The sequence below is a fragment of the Pseudomonas taeanensis MS-3 genome, from assembly GCF_000498575.2.
Lineage (GTDB): Bacteria > Pseudomonadota > Gammaproteobacteria > Pseudomonadales > Pseudomonadaceae > Aquipseudomonas > Aquipseudomonas taeanensis.
This window is the reverse complement of sequence record NZ_AWSQ01000001.1, coordinates 1,159,760-1,176,975: the sequence shown is the minus strand read 5'-3', so window position 1 is coordinate 1,176,975 and position 17,216 is coordinate 1,159,760. Positions and strand designations below refer to the sequence as shown.

At 60.3% G+C, this 17,216-nt stretch carries 13 protein-coding genes; all 13 read left to right on the top strand.

The features are described 5' to 3' along the window. Positions 1-108 precede the first annotated feature (108 nt). The 13 genes from TMS3_RS24965 to TMS3_RS04995 all read left to right on the top strand — a co-directional run bounded on the left by TMS3_RS24965 (position 109) and on the right by TMS3_RS04995 (position 16,857). The gene (locus TMS3_RS24965; protein ID WP_152985472.1) at positions 109-417 is read left to right on the top strand and encodes a hypothetical protein; all 309 of its coding nucleotides are present in this window, start codon (positions 109-111) and stop codon (positions 415-417) included. 517 nt (positions 418-934) lie between these two features. Further along, positions 935-2,245: a nucleotide sugar dehydrogenase gene (locus TMS3_RS05050; protein ID WP_025164165.1), complete on the top strand. Its 1,311-nt coding sequence runs from the start codon at positions 935-937 to the stop codon at positions 2,243-2,245. 130 nt (positions 2,246-2,375) lie between these two features. Continuing rightward, positions 2,376-3,803 carry a mannose-1-phosphate guanylyltransferase/mannose-6-phosphate isomerase gene (locus tag TMS3_RS05045; protein WP_025164164.1) on the top strand — a complete coding sequence of 476 codons (1,428 nt, stop codon included), beginning with the start codon at positions 2,376-2,378 and terminating at the stop codon, positions 3,801-3,803. Positions 3,804-3,867: 64 nt separating this feature from the next. After that, on the top strand, positions 3,868-5,400 hold the full coding sequence (locus TMS3_RS05040; protein ID WP_025164163.1) for a glycosyltransferase: 1,533 nt from the start codon (positions 3,868-3,870) through the stop codon (positions 5,398-5,400). An 18-nt stretch (positions 5,401-5,418) separates the two neighbouring features. Beyond that, entirely contained in the window at positions 5,419-6,564 is a 1,146-nt protein-coding gene (locus tag TMS3_RS05035) for a PilZ domain-containing protein (protein WP_025164162.1), read from the top strand. A 10-nt stretch (positions 6,565-6,574) separates the two neighbouring features. Next, positions 6,575-8,038, top strand: a complete 1,464-nt coding sequence (locus TMS3_RS05030) for a tetratricopeptide repeat protein (RefSeq protein WP_025164161.1) — start codon at positions 6,575-6,577, stop codon at positions 8,036-8,038. Next, positions 8,035-9,459 carry an alginate export family protein gene (locus tag TMS3_RS05025; protein ID WP_025164160.1) on the top strand — a complete coding sequence of 475 codons (1,425 nt, stop codon included), beginning with the start codon at positions 8,035-8,037 and terminating at the stop codon, positions 9,457-9,459. Before TMS3_RS05030 ends, TMS3_RS05025 begins: the two co-directional genes overlap by 4 nt. 13 nt (positions 9,460-9,472) lie before the next feature. Further along, a complete protein-coding gene (locus TMS3_RS05020) occupies positions 9,473-10,900 on the top strand; it encodes an MBOAT family O-acyltransferase (protein WP_025164159.1) in 1,428 nt (475 codons plus the stop codon). Between the two features lie 9 nt (positions 10,901-10,909). Beyond that, positions 10,910-12,019, top strand: a complete 1,110-nt coding sequence (locus TMS3_RS05015) for an alginate O-acetyltransferase (protein WP_025164158.1) — start codon at positions 10,910-10,912, stop codon at positions 12,017-12,019. A 17-nt stretch (positions 12,020-12,036) separates the two neighbouring features. Next, positions 12,037-12,678: an alginate O-acetyltransferase AlgF gene (locus tag TMS3_RS05010; RefSeq protein ID WP_025164157.1), complete on the top strand. Its 642-nt coding sequence runs from the start codon at positions 12,037-12,039 to the stop codon at positions 12,676-12,678. 70 nt (positions 12,679-12,748) lie between these two features. After that, positions 12,749-14,146, top strand: a complete 1,398-nt coding sequence (locus tag TMS3_RS05005; RefSeq protein ID WP_025164156.1) for an alginate O-acetyltransferase AlgX-related protein — start codon at positions 12,749-12,751, stop codon at positions 14,144-14,146. Then, positions 14,137-15,267: a polysaccharide lyase gene (locus TMS3_RS05000; RefSeq protein ID WP_025164155.1), complete on the top strand. Its 1,131-nt coding sequence runs from the start codon at positions 14,137-14,139 to the stop codon at positions 15,265-15,267. The genes TMS3_RS05005 and TMS3_RS05000 overlap by 10 nt, the downstream gene beginning before the upstream one ends. Beyond that, complete coding sequence (locus TMS3_RS04995; protein ID WP_025164154.1) at positions 15,268-16,857, top strand: right-handed parallel beta-helix repeat-containing protein; 1,590 nt, start codon at positions 15,268-15,270, stop codon at positions 16,855-16,857. Positions 16,858-17,216 lie beyond the last annotated feature (359 nt).

The window sequence follows — 17,216 nt, the reverse complement described above, 5'->3', positions numbered from 1 at the left end:
TTAACCCTTTACGCGCGCCAGCGCCTCCTGCTACCGCCCGTCGGTAGTCACCCATATAAGGCTGGCCGACAGAGCACTGCGGCATAACCGCCCTCGCCTGGAGCAGAAGTGACGGCCTTAGTTGTCAAGCATATGAGCCAAAGCCCTGCTCTAAACAACGCCACTTCTATATCCCATCTATGCCCCAACCCCAGCGGCGGCACTCTGCTGCTTTTGCGCGAATCAATTGCCCGTGAACACACCCTGCTGCTGAATCCGATTGCCCATCTCGGCAATAGAACAGAAGTGCAACACACACGACAAAGTGCAACATCAACTAACTCCCGCATTGCGCGGCCACCGCCCTACAAACATTCAACACAACCTTATTTTCGCGACCACCACTACACAATCAATCTATTTAATTCAGAGCAGTAGTTACAACGCCCAACTATCAGACGCAGCGCTCACCACCCACAACAGCACTTTCGTACCAAGAAACCACGCCGCGCCCACACCCTCACGCCAGAGCCCACTCTCGCGGCGCCTCGCATCAGCCAAGGTCAGGCACGGCACAAAATGCACAAACAGAGCGCAACTCTGCGCGCAGATGACATATAACCGTGCAAGGAATTGATATTTTTTTGGCGTCATTAATTTTACATAAATATATATATCAAATTAATGGCGCCTTAAATTGGGCGCTATTTAAGTATTTGTTTTTAATACACTTTTTTATTGCGACAAAAGGCAGAGTGCAAAAATCAAATTTGGTTCAAGTTTTGCTTGAACCACTTCGCCAGCCAACTTAAGATCCGCGCTGAATTAATTAAGGCAGCAGCCAAAACAATCGAAGCAACTGTAACGATTGCGCAATCTGCGCCCTGTATTAATCGCAGGGAAGTTGGTGCAAAGCGACTTAGCCGGTCATCGAACACTATTGGAGAGGGACCTTATGAGAATCAGTATTTTTGGTCTGGGTTATGTGGGCGCCGTCTGTGCCGGTTGTCTGTCTGCTCGCGGACATGAAGTCATCGGAGTCGATGTCTCGCAACCCAAAATCGATCTGATCAATCAGGGTAAATCGCCTATCGTCGAACCTGGTCTGGCCGAACTGCTGGACGCAGGCGTAAAGGCCGGACGCCTGCATGGCACTACCGACGTCGCCGCCGCCGTGCTGGCGAGCGAGCTCTCGTTCATTGCCGTAGGCACACCCAGCAAGCGTAACGGCGATCTCGACCTCGGTTACATGGAACAGGTCTGCACGCAGATCGGCACCGCACTGCGCGATAAAAGCGAGCGCCATACCATTGTGGTACGCAGCACCGTACTACCGGGCACCGTGAAGAACGTGGTGATCCCGTTGATCGAAGCCGCCTCCGGTAAGCGCGCTGGCGTCGACTTTGGCGTGGCGACTAACCCTGAGTTCCTGCGCGAAAGTACTGCCATCAACGACTACGACTTCCCCGCCATGACAGTGATCGGCGAGCTGGACGTGCAATCGGGCGACCTGTTGCAGGAGCTGTACAGCGAACTGGATGCACCGATCATCCGCAAGTCGATCGAAGTCGCCGAGATGATCAAGTACACCTGCAACGTCTGGCATGCCACCAAAGTCAGCTTTGCCAACGAAATCGGCAACATCGCCAAGGCCTGCGGCGTCGACGGCCGTGAGGTGATGGACGTGGTCTGTCAGGACCACAAGCTCAACCTGTCGCGCTACTACCTGCGCCCGGGCTTTGCCTTTGGCGGCTCCTGCCTGCCCAAAGATGTTCGCGCACTGACCTACCGCGCCGGCCAGATGGATGTTGAACACCCGCTACTGAGCTCGATCATGCCGAGCAATCGCGTCCAGGTGCAGCGCGCCTTCGATATGGTCGCCAGCTACGGCAAGCGCAAGGTTGGCCTGCTGGGCCTGAGTTTCAAGGCGGGCACTGACGACCTGCGCGAGAGCCCGCTGGTAGAGCTGGCAGAAATGCTGATCGGCAAGGGTTATGAGCTGCGCATATTCGACAGCAACGTCGAATATGCGCGGGTCTTCGGCGCCAACAAGGAATACATCGAATCGAAGATCCCCCACGTCTCCTCGCTGCTATGCGGCGAGCTCGAGGATGTGGTCGCGACTTCCGACGTGCTGATTCTCGGCAACGGCGACTCACGCTTCGCCGACGTGCTGATGAATGCCGGCGACGACAAACAGATCGTCGACCTGGTTGGCTTCATGCAACACAGCACCAGCGGCTCCAAGGAAGGTATCTGCTGGTAAGCGAAAGACACTCGCCCCCGGCAACAATCAAGCGGTATCCGGGCTGACCGGCTACCGCTGCTAACAACAAGACGCCCTGTATTTTCGCTGCCCAACGTGGTGCAAATCCATGCCCCAAAGGAGTGACAGCATGATTCCCTTGATTTTGTCCGGTGGCAGCGGTTCCCGACTCTGGCCGCTCTCGCGCAAGCTCTACCCCAAGCAGTTCCTTGCCCTTACCGGCACGGCAACGATGTTTCAGCAGACTTTGCAGCGCCTGGCACTCGAGGGCATGGGCAAACCCATGGTGGTGTGCAACGAAGAGCACCGCTTCATCGTCAGTGAACAGCTGGCCGCCATCGACTGCAGTGCGCAAACGATCCTGCTCGAACCCTTCGGGCGCAACACCGCGCCGGCGGTGGCGATCGCCGCCATGCACCTGCTCGCCGAGGGCCGTGACGAGCTGTTACTGGTGCTGCCAGCAGACCATGTAATCGAGGAACTCGAGGTCTTCCATGCGGCCCTCGATGTCGCACGCCAGGCCGCCGAACAAGGCGAGATGGTGCTGTTCGGCGTGCCCGCCGAGCGCCCGGAAACCGGCTACGGCTACATCAAGACCGGAAGCAGCAACAGTGAACTGCCGGCTGGTGTACTGACCGTGGAGCGCTTCGTCGAGAAGCCCGACCATGCCACTGCCAGTGAATTCGTCGAGCAAGGCGACTACTTCTGGAACAGCGGTATGTTTCTGTTCCGCTGCAGCCGCTACCTCGAAGAACTGCAGCGCCACGACCCCGATATCTATGACACCTGCATGCTGGCGCTGAAGCGCAGCGAGGTCGACCTGGACTACGTGCGTATCGACCCGAACAGCTTCGCTTGCTGCCCGGACAACTCGATCGACTACGCAGTGATGGAAAAGACCGCACGCGCCTGCGTAGTGCCGCTCGCCGCCGGCTGGAACGATGTCGGCTCCTGGTCGGCGTTATGGGACGTCCAGGACAAGGATGCCAATGGCAACAGTCACTCCGGCGATGTAGTCCTGCATGACAGCCACAACTGCCTGGTACATAGCCAGAGCAAGCTGGTCACCCTGGTCGGCCTGGACGACGTGGTCGTGGTCGAGACCAAGGACGCAGTAATGATTGCCCACAAGGATCGCGTGCAAGAGGTCAAGCAACTGGTCAATACCCTGACCTCCCAGAGTCGCCCTGAAGCCCACAATCACTGCCAGGTCTACCGCCCCTGGGGCAGCTACGACTCCGTGGACAGTGGTCACCGCTTTCAGGTCAAGCGGATCATAGTCAACCCCGGCGCCAGCCTGTCTCTGCAGAAACACCATCACCGTGCCGAGCACTGGATCGTGGTCACAGGCACTGCACGCGTGACCTGTGATGAGCAATCGTTCCTGCTCTCGGAAAACCAGTCGACCTACATCCCTATTGGGTCGGTTCACCGCCTCTCCAACCCCGGAAAGATCCCTCTGGAAATCATCGAGGTGCAGTCCGGCAGCTACCTGGGTGAAGACGATATCGAGCGCTTCGACGACGTCTACGGACGCACCGACGCCACTCTCAACTAATTCAAGGACCCGATCCGGGGCCGCTCGGCGGCAGAGGACGGCTTCAACGGAGGAAGCACAACGCATGCTCAGGTATTTTGTCAGTGCATTTGAGAGGCTGGAGACTTCAGCGGTCTTCACCAAGCTCTGTGGCTGGGCCTGCCTGTTCGCCTTGATCGCCCTCGCCTCCGAGATGGTCGACCCGAACTACCTGGACCCTTCGCACCAGAAGTTCATTTTTCTGGTCGGGGCACTGGGCATGTGGCGCTACGGCAACGCCATCATCCACTACCTGCGCGGCATGTATTTCCTGCACTGGCGCTTTCCGCGGATGCGCAAGGCCGTCGAGCGCATGGGCACGGCGGCATTGCCCGAACATATGTTCATGGTGGTGACCAGCTTCCGTATTCCCACCCACACCACCATCAAGGTCTATCAGTCGGTATTTCAGGAAGTCCAGCGTCTGCCGGTGCCCTGCACGGTGATCGCGTCGATCGTCGAGAAGGGTGACGAAAACTTCATCAAAGACATCATGCGCAAGGAAGTGCGCGAGCGTGACGACATCAAGCTGATCATCGTGCGCGCTCGCGGCACCGGCAAACGCGACGGCCTGGCCCATGCCTTCCGCGCCTTATCGCGGCAGATGCCCCCGGAAAACTCAGTGGTCGGGGTGGTCGACGGCGACACCATGATGCTGCCCGGCTGCGTCGAGCGCGCCGTGAGCATGTTCGCCTACCTACCCAACGTCGGCGGCATCACCACCAACGAGTTCTGCGAGGTGGAGGGCAGCAAGATGATGAAGGAGTGGCACACCATGCGCTTCGTCCAACGGCACATCAACATGTGCTCGATGGCCCTGTCCCAGCGTGTGCTGACCCTCACCGGACGCCTGTCGTTCTTCCGCGCCAGCGTGATGACCAATCCCGCGTTCATTAGAGACGTCGAGGCCGACTTCCTCGATCATTGGCGCCTGGGGCGTTTCCAGTTCCTCACCGGCGACGACAAATCCTCTTGGCTCAGCTTGATGCGCGCCGGCTGGGACACCTTTTACGTGCCCGACAGCCACACCCTGACGGTGGAGCATCCACCCGACAGCAGCTTCCTGCGCGCGACCCGTCAGTTGATGTACCGCTGGTATGGCAACTCGCTGCGGCAGAACTTCCGCGCCACCAAATTGCTGGGACTCGATCGCCTGGGGCTGTTCACCATGTACGTGCTGTATGACCAGCGTGTCTCCATGTGGACCTGCCTGATGGGCTTGAGCGCCTCGGTGGTGGCCGGTCTGCTGTTCGGCATGCAATACCTGCTGCTGTATCTGTTCTGGGTCCTGCTATCGCGCACGCTGGTGACTTTGCTGTTTTTCTTCACTCGGCATCCGGTCGACCCGATCTACCCCTTCGTTCTTTATTACAACCAGATCGTCGGCTCGGTGATGAAGGTTTACACCATGTTCCATATGGATCTGCAAAGTTGGACCCGGCAAAAAACCACGCTCAGCAACGGCAGCGTCAGTTTCGATGCAGCCCTTAATCGATGGACGTCGAAGGCGATGCTGCTGTCCTCCATTGCCATTTTCTTCGGGGTCATTTCGGTCCTGCTAGATCTCACGCAACCATAAAGTAAAGGCGCGAATGCTATGAGTAGCACCTCTGTCTTAGCGGCAAAAGTTGTCCACGAGGCCATCGACGAGCGTCAGTTCGTCCGCACCAAAATACCGGCCAAGGTCATCCTCAGTGGCCATGGCCTGAACGGCCTCGAATGCGATATCCAGGACATCTCCCTCGGCGGAATGGGTCTGCTGTATGACCAGCCGCTGAAGCTCGGCGGCCTGTTCAGCGCCTCGATCCGGCTCAAGCTGAGCAAGATCGACCTGAACATCGACGCCAAGGTGAAGATCGTCTCGCAACGCGGCCGGGAGGTCGGCGCCGAGTTCGTCGAACTGGATAGCCAGAAGCGCGACATCCTGCGCTATATCATCGCGGCCTACATGTCCGGCGAGATCGCCGACATCAACGGCCTGTTCAACGTGATGCAGCGTGAGAACTACATCAAGGAGCGCAAGACCAAGCACGCCAGCGCGCGCACCCCGGGCGAGCGCCTGAAGGCCGCGCTGGGCACCCTGCTGTTCCTCGCAGTGGGTCTGGCAGCCTTGAGCCTGGTTCTCTACAAGAGCTACCTGTTGTTCTTCCGCATCCCGGCCAGCCAAGCCATCGTCAGTGCCAATGCCTATGTGGTCAGCATGCCGGATAACGGCTATGTGAAGTACCTGCTGCAACCAGGCCAGGCCCAGGTCAAGGTGGGTGAACCGGTGGCCAGCGTCTCCAGCCAACTGGCCGCCACCTTCACCACGCCATCGGATATCCAGGCGCTGGCCAACCTGTCGCAGAGCGACATGCAGCTGCTGATGGGCCGCGCCCTGATCGAGACGGTGATCGCCAGCCCTTGCGATTGCGATGTGTTCTTCCCCGCCAAGACGCTCGATGGCTACGCCTACAAGTACCAACCACTGGTACACCTGCTGCCGCGCGACGAGGACCTGTTTATCAAGGCCACGGTGCCATTCGAGCAGATGAGCAAGCTCTCCCGGGTCAGCTCGGTGCAGATGCAGATCTTCGGCATCGACGAGCCCGTCGGCGGCACAGTCATGGCCAGTGCAGTGGACGAGCTGAACCAGACCCTGGTGCTGAGCATCAAGCCAGATCGCGCCTTGCCGCGTGAGGCGTACCAGAAACCGGTCTCCGTGGAACTGTTCCTCGGCCTGCCGCTGATCGCTCAGTTCTAAAGGCGCATCGATGAAACATTTACCGCCTTATGCCGCCGGGCTAATCGCCGTGCTGCTCGCTGCAAGTGCCAGCGGATCAGCCATTGCCGGACAAAGTCTGCAGCAAATCCGCTATGCGCTATTCAAGGATCCCTCTGCTTCGGTAGAGGGCGACCTGCGCCTGCTGGCGGAAAAGGGTGACCTGGCATCCCAGCACCTGCTGGCCAACGTATTGGCGACAGACCCGGCGCAAACACGCGAGGCGGTAATCTTCTACAAGAACGCGTTTGCCGATGGACGTGGCGAAATTGTGGCGCTCGCCTCCATGGCCAGGCTGATGGATCGCAATCCACGTCTACGCCTGGAAAATAGCGATTTCTTTCGGGCTGCCTTGCAGCGATTTGCGCAAACCCGTGATGTGCAAAACCTCAACACCAGCCTGGAAGTCTTCGTCGCCTACCCCGAGTTCTTCACCCCGCAAGCGACTCAGTCACTGATCGAGCTATACGACAGGTCCTGCCTGGTGGACTGCAGCAGCGACCTCTACCGGGCGATTCTGGCCGAGCGGCTCGGCCAGATCGATCAAGCCAGAACCTGGTATGAACGGGCAATGATGACGGATGTCAGGGCAGTCGATCGCTACTACGCCGTGCTCGGCGAACAGCAGGATCCCCTGTTCGCCGCCTTTGCCAAGACCCTGGTGGCACGTCTCGACAACATCCCGGTCGAAATCGTGCACCGCATCGGCACGCAGCTCGACAGCATCAGCGCGGAGCGCAGTGTGGGCCTGCGCTACCCGGTCGAGCCGACTAAAGCCGCACTGGATCGGCTACCGCCAGCCGAGCAGGACACACAAAAGCTAGCCATCGAACAGGTCAAGAGCACGGTCGAAGCAGAAGCCAAGACGCTGCGCGGCGACGCCCTGATCTGGCTGGACAACGCGGTCGAACGCGGCTGGGTACCGGCGATGGTGTCCAAGGTCAACTTCATGACCTCCTCGCCCACCGAGCACAGTGCCAGCGACACCGCCGCGCTGATCGAGCGCATCGGGCAGAGCCAGCCATTGCGTGCCAAAGCCCTGCGCGTCTCCCTGCACCTGGTGACCAGTTGGCCGACCCTCGATCCGTTCAAGGCCCAGGCGCTGATCGAGGAACTGATCGCCGCCAACTACCGCGACGCGCGCATGCTGCTTGGCGATCTATACAGCCATGGCGGCCTGGACGAGCCCGACCAGCAGAAAGCGCTGTCGATCTACCAGGAAATGGCCGCAGGCGGTTCATCGACGGCGTATTACCGCATGGCTTCGGTTTACTCCAGCGCGCGCGCCATCTGTTACGACGCGGTAAAGGCCTACACCTATGCCAGGGTCGCGGTGGAGTACGGCGACTCCCGCGCCCACAACCTGCTCAAGGAACTGGAGAGGCGCATGCCCAAGCGCGACATCGAGCAAGCGCTGCTCGCCCAGGCCAAACTGCTCAAGGACGTGTATCAATGAACACTTTTAATGCGCTCAGGTTCAGCGCTGCCCTGCTCGCACTGCTGACCTCATCGACCTGGGCTGCAGACGAACCCGCGCTTACGCGGGCCTTCGATGACGAGGTAATCACCTCCGAGGTCTTCCACAAGCTGACCCTGCAAACCGGCTACGGCCCTCAGGACTCGACGATCGGCAACCGCCGCGAGAGCTTCCAGAGCTACCGCTATGAACCCTCGTTTCACTGGTACTCGCCGGAAAAGCGCTGGGCTCAATGGCAGGTATTCGGCCGGGCCTGGATCAACTATGACACCAGCCAGGCCTCTACCGCGCTGCAGGAAAACAACCCGCAATCGGGTCCCGAGCGTGAACGACCGGAGTACTTCTATTCCGAGCTGCGCGAACTCTATGTACGCCGCAACCTATTGTGGGACGACCCCCGCTACTCGGTGACCCTGGGCCGACAAAGTTTCTTCGACCGCTACGGCATCTGGTGGGACGACACCTTTGAATCCGTGCGTTTCAACTACCAGGACAGCTTCTCCAGCGGTTTTCTGGCGATGGGCCAGAAATTCTATTACTACAACACCGACGTCAACGACCTCGACGACACCGACGAGGACATCTTCTACGCCATGGGCGAATACGCCTGGCGCTGGAACCCGCACAATAGTGTCGGCGTACGCATGCTCTACGAAAACGATCACTCGGATCAGAATCCCGCCGACCGCCAGGACTTCACGGGCCTGCGCGCCGGGCTGTTCTTCGACGGCCAGAACCTCGACCTGCGGCCGCTGAGCGACTACCACCTGGAGCTGGCGACACTCGACGGCACAGTCGAAAGCATCGACAGCAATAGCGTTCGCGACGAGGGCCATAGCCGTGGCTGGGCGGTACTCGGCGAAGTCGGCAAGCGCTTCAACGACTTGCCCTGGACCCCGCGTCTGGCCCTGCGCGGCGGTATCACCGATAAGCCGGACGACGCCAATGACGGTTTCTACCTGAACCGCATCCAGTCCGATCGAGTGGTCGAGCTGGAGCGCTACAGCACCCGCCTGGTCAGCTCGTTCATCAACGTCAATGTGCGCAACCTGAAGTACTACGGAGTCACCCTGGAGACCCAGCCGACCCCGCGCAGCTCCCTGGACTTTCGCCTCAGCGATCTCTACTTGCGCGACGACACGGGCGACCTGCCGCTACGCGTCGATCGCGAGCAGAGCCGCACGCGCCAGGCGAATATTGCCAACGGCAGCCACAACGGCAGCAGCTCGGTGGGCCAGGTGCTCGACGTGAATTACTACTGGAAGATGTTTCCCATCGCTCACCAGGGCAAGCATCTCGACCTGAATACCTTGCTCAGCGCCAGCTACTTCCGCGCTGGTGATGCGGTCGCCAGTGGCGATGACTACCAGCTCACGCTGGGTATCGTGATGCATTACTGACAGGCGAAACCCCATGGTCTTCACCTCGAACATCTTCCTGTTCCTGTTCCTGCCGGTCTTCCTGCTCAGTTATTACGCAGTCAAAGACCAGTGGCGGTCCTACGTGATAGTGCTCGGCAGCTACCTGTTCTACGCCTGGTGGCGCCCGGACTTTCTCCTGCTGTTCGTCGCCATCTCGTACTGGAACTATTGGTTCGGCATCAGGATCAAGGCGCGCATGGATGTCGGCGACAAGACCATGGCCTTCCGCCTGCTGTGTGTAGGCGTGGTCGGCAACCTGTCGACCCTGGGTTACTTCAAGTACGCCAACTTCGGAGTCGAAGTGATCGCCGCGGCATTGCAGCCGCTGGGCATCGATACCTTCACCCTGGAACACATCATCCTGCCGCTGGGAATTTCCTTCTTCGTCTTCCAGGCGCTGAGCTACATCGTCGACATTTATCGGCGCAATGCCGAACCGACTACCCGTTTCGTCGACTTTGCGGCCTACATTGCCCTGTTTCCGCAACTGATCGCCGGACCGATCCTGCGTTACAGCCTGATCGACAAGCAGCTCAAGCAGCGTACGCATTCCCTGGAGCTGTTCTCCCTGGGGGCCTGCCGGTTCATGCTCGGCTTCATCAAGAAAGTGCTGATCGCCGACTCCCTGGCGCCGATGAACACGTTGTTCGTCGGCGAAGGGTCACCGCAACTGGTCGACGCCTGGTTCGGCCTGTTCATTTCGACGCTGCAGCTGTACTTCGACTTCTCCGGCTACAGCGACATGGCCATCGGCCTGGGCATGATGATGGGCTTTCGCTTCGCCGAAAACTTCAACCAGCCCTACCTGGCGCAGAGCGTCACCGAGTTCTGGCAGCGCTGGCACATGACCCTGGCGGATTTCCTGCGCGACTATGTCTATATGCCCATGGTGCGCAAACGCATGGCCGGCATGCTGGTGGCGCTGGTCTACACCATGCTGCTGTCCGGCCTCTGGCATGGCGCCAGCTTCGCCTTCATCCTCTGGGGCTTGTTCTTCGGCGTGGCCATGGTCATCGAACGCAAGCTTGGCCTGGCGACCAAGATCACCACGCCCTACCGACCACTGCGCAACCTGCGCACCGTGCTGCTGATTCTGTCGTGCATGCCGCTGTTCTTCACCGGCGACCTTCAACACAGCCTGGGTATCTATGCGGCGATGCTCGGCATGAACGGCATCGGCACCCTCGATCTCTACCTGTTCGGCACGTCGGCGATGACCATTTCCTTCGCCCTGGTGGCTGTCGCCTGGCTGGTCATCGCCGGCGCCATCAACAGCCGTTACTACGCCGGCAACAAGGAACAGTACTTCATGCAGCACGTCGGCGGCTTCAGTGCCCTGCTGCTGTGGGCGGGCTTCGCGCTGGCCATCAGCCGCCTGGCGGCCAATTCCTTCTCTCCCTTCTTGTACTTCCAGTTCTGAGGTGCCGCCATGTTTCCGGTGATGAGTTCGGCGAGCAAGATAAACGGCATCGCCTTCTGCGCGCTGCTAGTGGTGATGTTCATCTACTCGCTGCCTTCGGTTTATGACTTCTCCAAGTCGCAGACCCAGGCGCAGTCCCTTGAGCTGTTCCTCGACGGCAAGCTGCTGCGCAAATTCGAGCAGAGCTACGACAAGCAGCTGTTCATCCGCGACCCGGCGGTCAAGCTCTGGGCCAGCGCCCAATACCTGCTGTTCAACGAAGGCGCGCAAGGCGTGGTGCTGGGCAACGACGGCTGGCTCTACACCAGCCAGGAGTATCTGGTGCCCAATGACCTGAGCGCCAATCTGCAGCAACAGGTCGAGCAGATCGCCAAGGTGCAGGCCCAGCTACAGCAGCACGGCAAACGCCTGATCATGCTGCCGGTGCCGATGAAGCTGGATATCTATGCGCAACATGCCCGGCAGCACCCCAACCCGCAGGCGATCGACCTCTACCAACGCTTCAGCCAAGCCCTGCAGCACCGGCAGATCCAGGTCACCAGCCTGCGCGACGCCTTCCTCAACCAGCGCGACAGCTCACGGCTGTTTCTCAAAACCGACACCCACTGGAGTCCCTTCGGCGCCAATCTGGCCGCTCAGGAAGTAGCGCGGCAGAACCCGCAACTGCGGGGCACCATCCCCTATGCCTCCCATATAGCGGACGAGAAAAGCCTCAAGGGCGACTTGATGAACTACATCCTGTTCGACCAGCGCCTGGCGCCCCGGCCTTACCGTCCGGCGATTATCCCGCTCTACGAGACGCTCAACGCGGCGCAGACCGTCAGCGAAGACAACCTGTTCGGCGATAGCGGCCAGTCGATTGCCGTGGTGGGTTCCAGCTACACCAAGATCGAAGACTGGAACTTCCTCGGCTTTCTCAAGGAAGCCCTGCAGAACGACCTGGTCAGCGTTGCCGTAGAGGCCCGCGGGCCGTTCCAGGCGATGAGCGAATTTACCGCCAGCGACCTGTTCGACAGCGACAGCATCCATACCGTGATCTGGGAGTTCCCGGTTCGCACCGTGCTGGCTCAGCAGGCCGGCGAAAAGAGCTGGCAAGCCGCTCAACCACAACATTTCTAGCCACCAGGAGCTTCCCCATGCAGACCTTTGCCCGCCGGCTGATGTGCCTACTGACCTTACTGGCCGCGACCAGCAGCCAAGCCAAGGAGAACGCCGCCGACCTCTACGATGCGGTCGCGCCAGCCGACTCGGCGTTCATCCGCGTGCTCAACCTGAGCGACGCGGTGGTCGAGGTCAGTCTCAGCGGCAAGAAGACCCCGCAGAAAGTCGGCCCCGCCCAGCTCGGCAGCTATCGTTTCACCCCGCCCGGCAAGACCAGGCTGCTGATCGACGGCAAGTCCCTGGAGCCCGACCTGCAAGCCAATACCGCCACTACCCTGCTCTATGCCGACGGCCAGTTGACGCTGCTCAAGGACAGCTATGTCAACGAACCGAAAAAAGCCCAACTGGCGTTCTACAACCTGACCGACAGTAGTGCGGCATTGAAGACCGTGGACGGCAAGCACGTGGTGGTCGAAGCGATCGACAAGGCGCAGACCGGCGGACGCATGGTCAACGAGTTCAAGATCGCCTTCGCCGCCTATGTCGGTGACCAGAGTGTCGCGACCTTCGACGAGATGTTCTTGAAGAAGGGTCGCTCCTACAGTTACGTGCTGCTGCCGCAAGGCGCTGGCTACCGCACCATCAGCCAAGCCAACGCGATCGACCCGACCGAGTGAACGGATGAGCGGTTTTCTGCCTCGGCTGCTAAGCCGGCGCCTGGCCCAACAGGATAATAAGCCCGCGAACATGAAGAAAACACTGCAGCAAATTCTGGCCATGACCCTCGCCCTGTGCAGCTTGTCGAGCGTTGCCGATGAAACGCCTGAGGGCTGTGATGGCCTGGAATGTCTGATCTGTTCGGCGGTCACCGACCCTGACCAGTACCAGGGCCGCGGCATGAAGCTGATGCGCTTCATCGCACCCGGCGACGACCGCTGGCTGTTCCGTTCCTCGGTGGACCTGGTCAATGAGTTCGGCATTCCCCCAGCCATGCAACCGGAGTTTGCCCGGCTGATGGCGACCTTCGCGGCCAAGGGCACGCACGTAGCCATCGCCGTGCAGCCGACCCGCGGCCTGATGCACCGGGACAAGGTGCGCCCCGCACAGGCTTACGGCTTCGACTATGCCAAGGCCCGCGCCAGCCTGGCCAAGCTGCAGCGGCAATTACGCGCCGGCGGGGCGATCGTGCCGGACATGCTGCAAGTGGTGGAACAACCACCGCAAGCCGACTACTTCTTCCGCCGCGACTCGCACTGGACCCCCAGCGGCGCCCAGATTACCGCCCGCGTGTTGGCTGACGAAGTCAAACGACAGCCGTTCTATGCGCAACTGAGTCACAAGGCCTATCGCACCGAGCCTGGCGTGATCATTCCGAAGAACGGCATCCTCGACATGGCGCTCGCGCGGATCTGCAACAACACCTTCGGTTATCAGTTCGTCAAAAATTACCGCACCATCCCGGACTCGGACGACGCCAGCGCCTTGTTCGAAGAGGACGCCGACCCCGAAGTCATTCTGGTCGGCACCAGTAACTCCGCCGCCCGCGAAGACGAAACCCGCCAGTACAACTTCGACGGTTATCTCAAGGAATACCTGGGCGTCGACATCCTCAACTTTGCCCTGCCCGGCGGCGGCCAGGACGGTGCCTTGCTCGAATACCTGCTCTCGCCGAGCTACAACCCCGACGCCCCGCCGAAGATGCTGGTGTGGGAACTGCCCGCCAGCTACAGCCTCGACAGCCCCTACCTGTACCGACAGTTGATCCCGGCGATCAACGGCGGATGCGCCAAGGCCGAGACGTTGGCGAGCCACTCGCTCAAACGCCCCTCGCTGCAGGTCAACGAGCGCATCGAACTGTTCAGCAACGCCGGTCAGGACCGGCAGAGTCTCAGCAACCTCAACGGCTTTCTCGATATCAAGATCGGCGACACGAGCGTCAAGGACTTTTACCTGATCGTCTATTACGACAATGGCGCCCGTGACAAGGTGTGGATGCGCCGCCAGGCTGCCGTCAGCGGTGGTCAGTACTACCTGGAGTTGAGCCCGGCGGCCGAATTCAAGGACGCCAACCTGCTCTCTGTATTCATGGAGCCCACCGCCCCTCTGGAAAGCGCCACGACACTCGAGGTCAAGGTATGTCGTTGAGCGCCAAACCTCTGGCTGCCCTGCTGCTGATCGGCCTCGCACAACTGCCGGCCCATGCGACCACGTCGATCTGGGCGGCGCAGCCAAATAAGCTGGTTGGCCAAGCCGCTGACTATCGGCAGCTCAGCTGCCCGAAGAAAGCGCCAGCGGCCTATACCGGGCACCTGCAGCTGCAAAGCAAATATGACCAGAGCGATAGCAGCAAGTCGACCTTGCGGGCCAAGCAGTCCAAGGAAACCACCCAGATCGGCAAACAGATCAAGCGCTACATCGGTGGCCTGGTCAGTGCTTCAAACCAATTCCAACGCGCAAAAAAACCGCAGCAGGCCCGCCTCGCGCTGGCGTGCCTCGATCAGTGGCTCACGGCGTGGGCCACGGCCGGTGCCCTGCACAGCAAAGACGCCAGCAACACCGGCGTTGCCTCGCGTAAATGGGCATTGGCCGCGATTTCTTCGACCCTGCTGAAGACCCAGGCACTGAGCAATCGCGCCTGGCAACCTTCACCCGTACAGAGAAGCTGGCTGGAACAGCTGGGCGAACAGGTGATTGCCGAGTACCAGCCCCGCCACCAGCCCGGTTTCAAGTTTTTCAACAACCATGATTACTGGGCTGGCTGGGCCGTTGCAGCAACCGGCATGCTGCTCGGCCGCGATGACTTCATGGCCTGGGCCGATAGCAACCTGAGACGTGCCTTCAGGCAGATGACTCTGTCGACTAGCGGCGATTACGCCTACCTGCCTCTCGAGGTGGCCCGCAGCCAGCTGGCCGCCGACTACAGCAATTACGCCATGGTGCCCCTGGTGTTGCTGGCGGAGGCCGCGCAGTTCAATGGTCGCCCGCTGTCCGCAGAGGAAAGCCGCAAGCTGCAACTCCTGGCCAATTTCACCGCCCGCGCCGTGCTGCAGCCGCAAACCCTGGAAGAACTGCAGGGCAAGACCCAGAAGGCGGTCGGTGCACACAAGATGAGCTGGCTGATCCCCTACCTCAACCGCTATCCCGAGCATGTGTGGGCGCGCAAGCTCTACGCAGTACAAGACGGCGAAGTAGATAACTACGGTCAGATTGGCGGCCATCTCAAACCGCTCTACAGCCACTTCCAATCATCCAGGGAAAATCCGTAGATGCCTCAGACTCACCAGACCCTCCGTCATCTGGCGGCCAGTGCCGCGGGCTTGATCTTGAGCCTGCTAACCATATCCAGCAGCTACGCGCAGCCCGTCAATGACGCCGATTGGCACTGGAGCGGCGAGGCCGAGCAGCAGGTGCAAGCCGAGCGGATTCGCCAGCAGGCCCGCAGCAGCCTGCCAAACTGGAGCACAGGCACCACCTCTGCAACCGCGACTGTCGCGTTGCAAACCATGTTCTCCGCCCAAGCGGGCAGTTGGCCGTTCGAGCCCTTCGTCAACAATGGCCTGTTTCGGGCGATTGCCGGCTATCAGTCGAGCCACCCGCAAGCCGTGGTCATCGGCAAAGGCCAGATCACCCTCGAGCAACTGCACCAGCGCCTCGCCGACCCACGCATTCTCAAGCGCTACAAAGATGGTTACCTGCTCAGTTATCCGCTGATGGTCGCGGCCGACGGCGCCTTGCTGGTCAAGGACAGTCACCTGTACCTGCTCACCCCCAGCGGGACTGCGCTGATCAACCTGGGCACGCTCAGCCTGGTGAATGCCACGCTGGAGAGCTGGAACGATGACAGCCCCACGGTCACCGACCGACCCTTCCGCCCATTCATCATGGCCTGGGCCGGCAGTACCACTGAAATCAGAGGTTCGACCCTGCGCAAGCTCGGTTACAACGCACACCTGTCCCGAGGCATGAGCAGCGCGCGCAGTAGCGGCCAGCCGCTGCAGCAAGAGCCGGCACGGGTACTGATCAGCGACAGTCGGATCGACGCGCTCTCCAGCGTCGAACTGCAGGCCGTCCAGGCCCGAATCGAACACAGCACCTTCACCAACCTGCAGCAGTACGCCATCGATCTGCAGGACGCGCGCCTGCACCTCAGCCATAACCGTATCCAGCAGGTGCGCAACCAGAGTGGCATCCGTATCCGTGGTTCGAGTGTCGGCGTGGTCGAGCACAACACACTGCTGCAGACCGAAAAAGCCGGGATCGAAATCAACGATCAAAGCGGTAACCTGGTGCTCGCGGACAACCAGATCGGCGCCTCCAGGGGCAATGGCATCCTGCTGCGCAATGTCGCCTCGGATACTGCCGATAGCGCGCTGCTGGTCAGTGGCAACCTGATCGGCAACAGCGACGCCAGTGGCGTCTATGCCGACAACCTGCAACGGGCGTATATCGTCGGCAACCAGATCCACGCCAGCGCCAACTACGGGATCAGCGTGCTGAACCCTGGCGAGCAACCGAGCGAACTAGTGGTGATCGGCAATACCCTGGGCAATATCGGCCAGGTCCTGATTCGCACCGAGGGCGTACAACAGCTGACGCTGGGCAACAATGACTACCAGCTCGGGCCGCTGACGCAGAGCATCCTCGGCGGGGATATCCTGGCGCTGCAGAGCCTGTTGCTCGACGCCACCTACAAGCGCGGCTGCATCATCCAAGTACGTCCCGCCACGGCGCGTCAGGCGAGCTTTCCCGCCAAAAAGGACTGTCAGGTCAAAAAAACAGCATCAGGGAGCGCTAACCAGTCAGCCCATAGTTTGCGCCCTGGCAAGCCTAAAGCGTCGCCTGAGCAGGGCCTGTAAACCACCCGACCAAGCCTAAATCGCTCACCGCCTACCTGCCTTAACAGGATCCGCCACACAGGTCGCCCCCTCAAAACCCACCTGAGCCCCTGAGCCTACCGCTAAGCCCCATAGCGGCAGGCTCAGGGGCTCAGGTGGCAGGCGTGTCACTCTTCCTGCCCACTCCCGCCCTTGGCGATATCCAGACTCTAGGCCAACGCAGCAGAGAGATAACACTCGCCTGCGCCCTCCCTACTCCTGCTCGACAGACGCGGTTCCCACAAGAGCTGACTTCGGGCCTTGGCGCGGACAGCGGGAATTGAATCTGTACACGGAGCTAGACAGAAAATCTTCCGCAACCACAGTCGATAGATTCAGGA

Coding starts and splice junctions, on each gene's coding strand:
- TMS3_RS05005 (WP_025164156.1), top strand. CDS start 12,749: ATGAAGAAAACACTGCAGCAAATTCTGGCCATGACCCTCGCCCTGTGC.
- TMS3_RS05020 (WP_025164159.1), top strand. CDS start 9,473: ATGGTCTTCACCTCGAACATCTTCCTGTTCCTGTTCCTGCCGGTCTTC.
- TMS3_RS05045 (WP_025164164.1), top strand. CDS start 2,376: ATGATTCCCTTGATTTTGTCCGGTGGCAGCGGTTCCCGACTCTGGCCG.
- TMS3_RS05025 (WP_025164160.1), top strand. CDS start 8,035: ATGAACACTTTTAATGCGCTCAGGTTCAGCGCTGCCCTGCTCGCACTG.
- TMS3_RS05040 (WP_025164163.1), top strand. CDS start 3,868: ATGCTCAGGTATTTTGTCAGTGCATTTGAGAGGCTGGAGACTTCAGCG.
- TMS3_RS05030 (WP_025164161.1), top strand. CDS start 6,575: ATGAAACATTTACCGCCTTATGCCGCCGGGCTAATCGCCGTGCTGCTC.
- TMS3_RS05050 (WP_025164165.1), top strand. CDS start 935: ATGAGAATCAGTATTTTTGGTCTGGGTTATGTGGGCGCCGTCTGTGCC.
- TMS3_RS05000 (WP_025164155.1), top strand. CDS start 14,137: ATGTCGTTGAGCGCCAAACCTCTGGCTGCCCTGCTGCTGATCGGCCTC.
- TMS3_RS05035 (WP_025164162.1), top strand. CDS start 5,419: ATGAGTAGCACCTCTGTCTTAGCGGCAAAAGTTGTCCACGAGGCCATC.
- TMS3_RS05010 (WP_025164157.1), top strand. CDS start 12,037: ATGCAGACCTTTGCCCGCCGGCTGATGTGCCTACTGACCTTACTGGCC.
- TMS3_RS04995 (WP_025164154.1), top strand. CDS start 15,268: ATGCCTCAGACTCACCAGACCCTCCGTCATCTGGCGGCCAGTGCCGCG.
- TMS3_RS05015 (WP_025164158.1), top strand. CDS start 10,910: ATGTTTCCGGTGATGAGTTCGGCGAGCAAGATAAACGGCATCGCCTTC.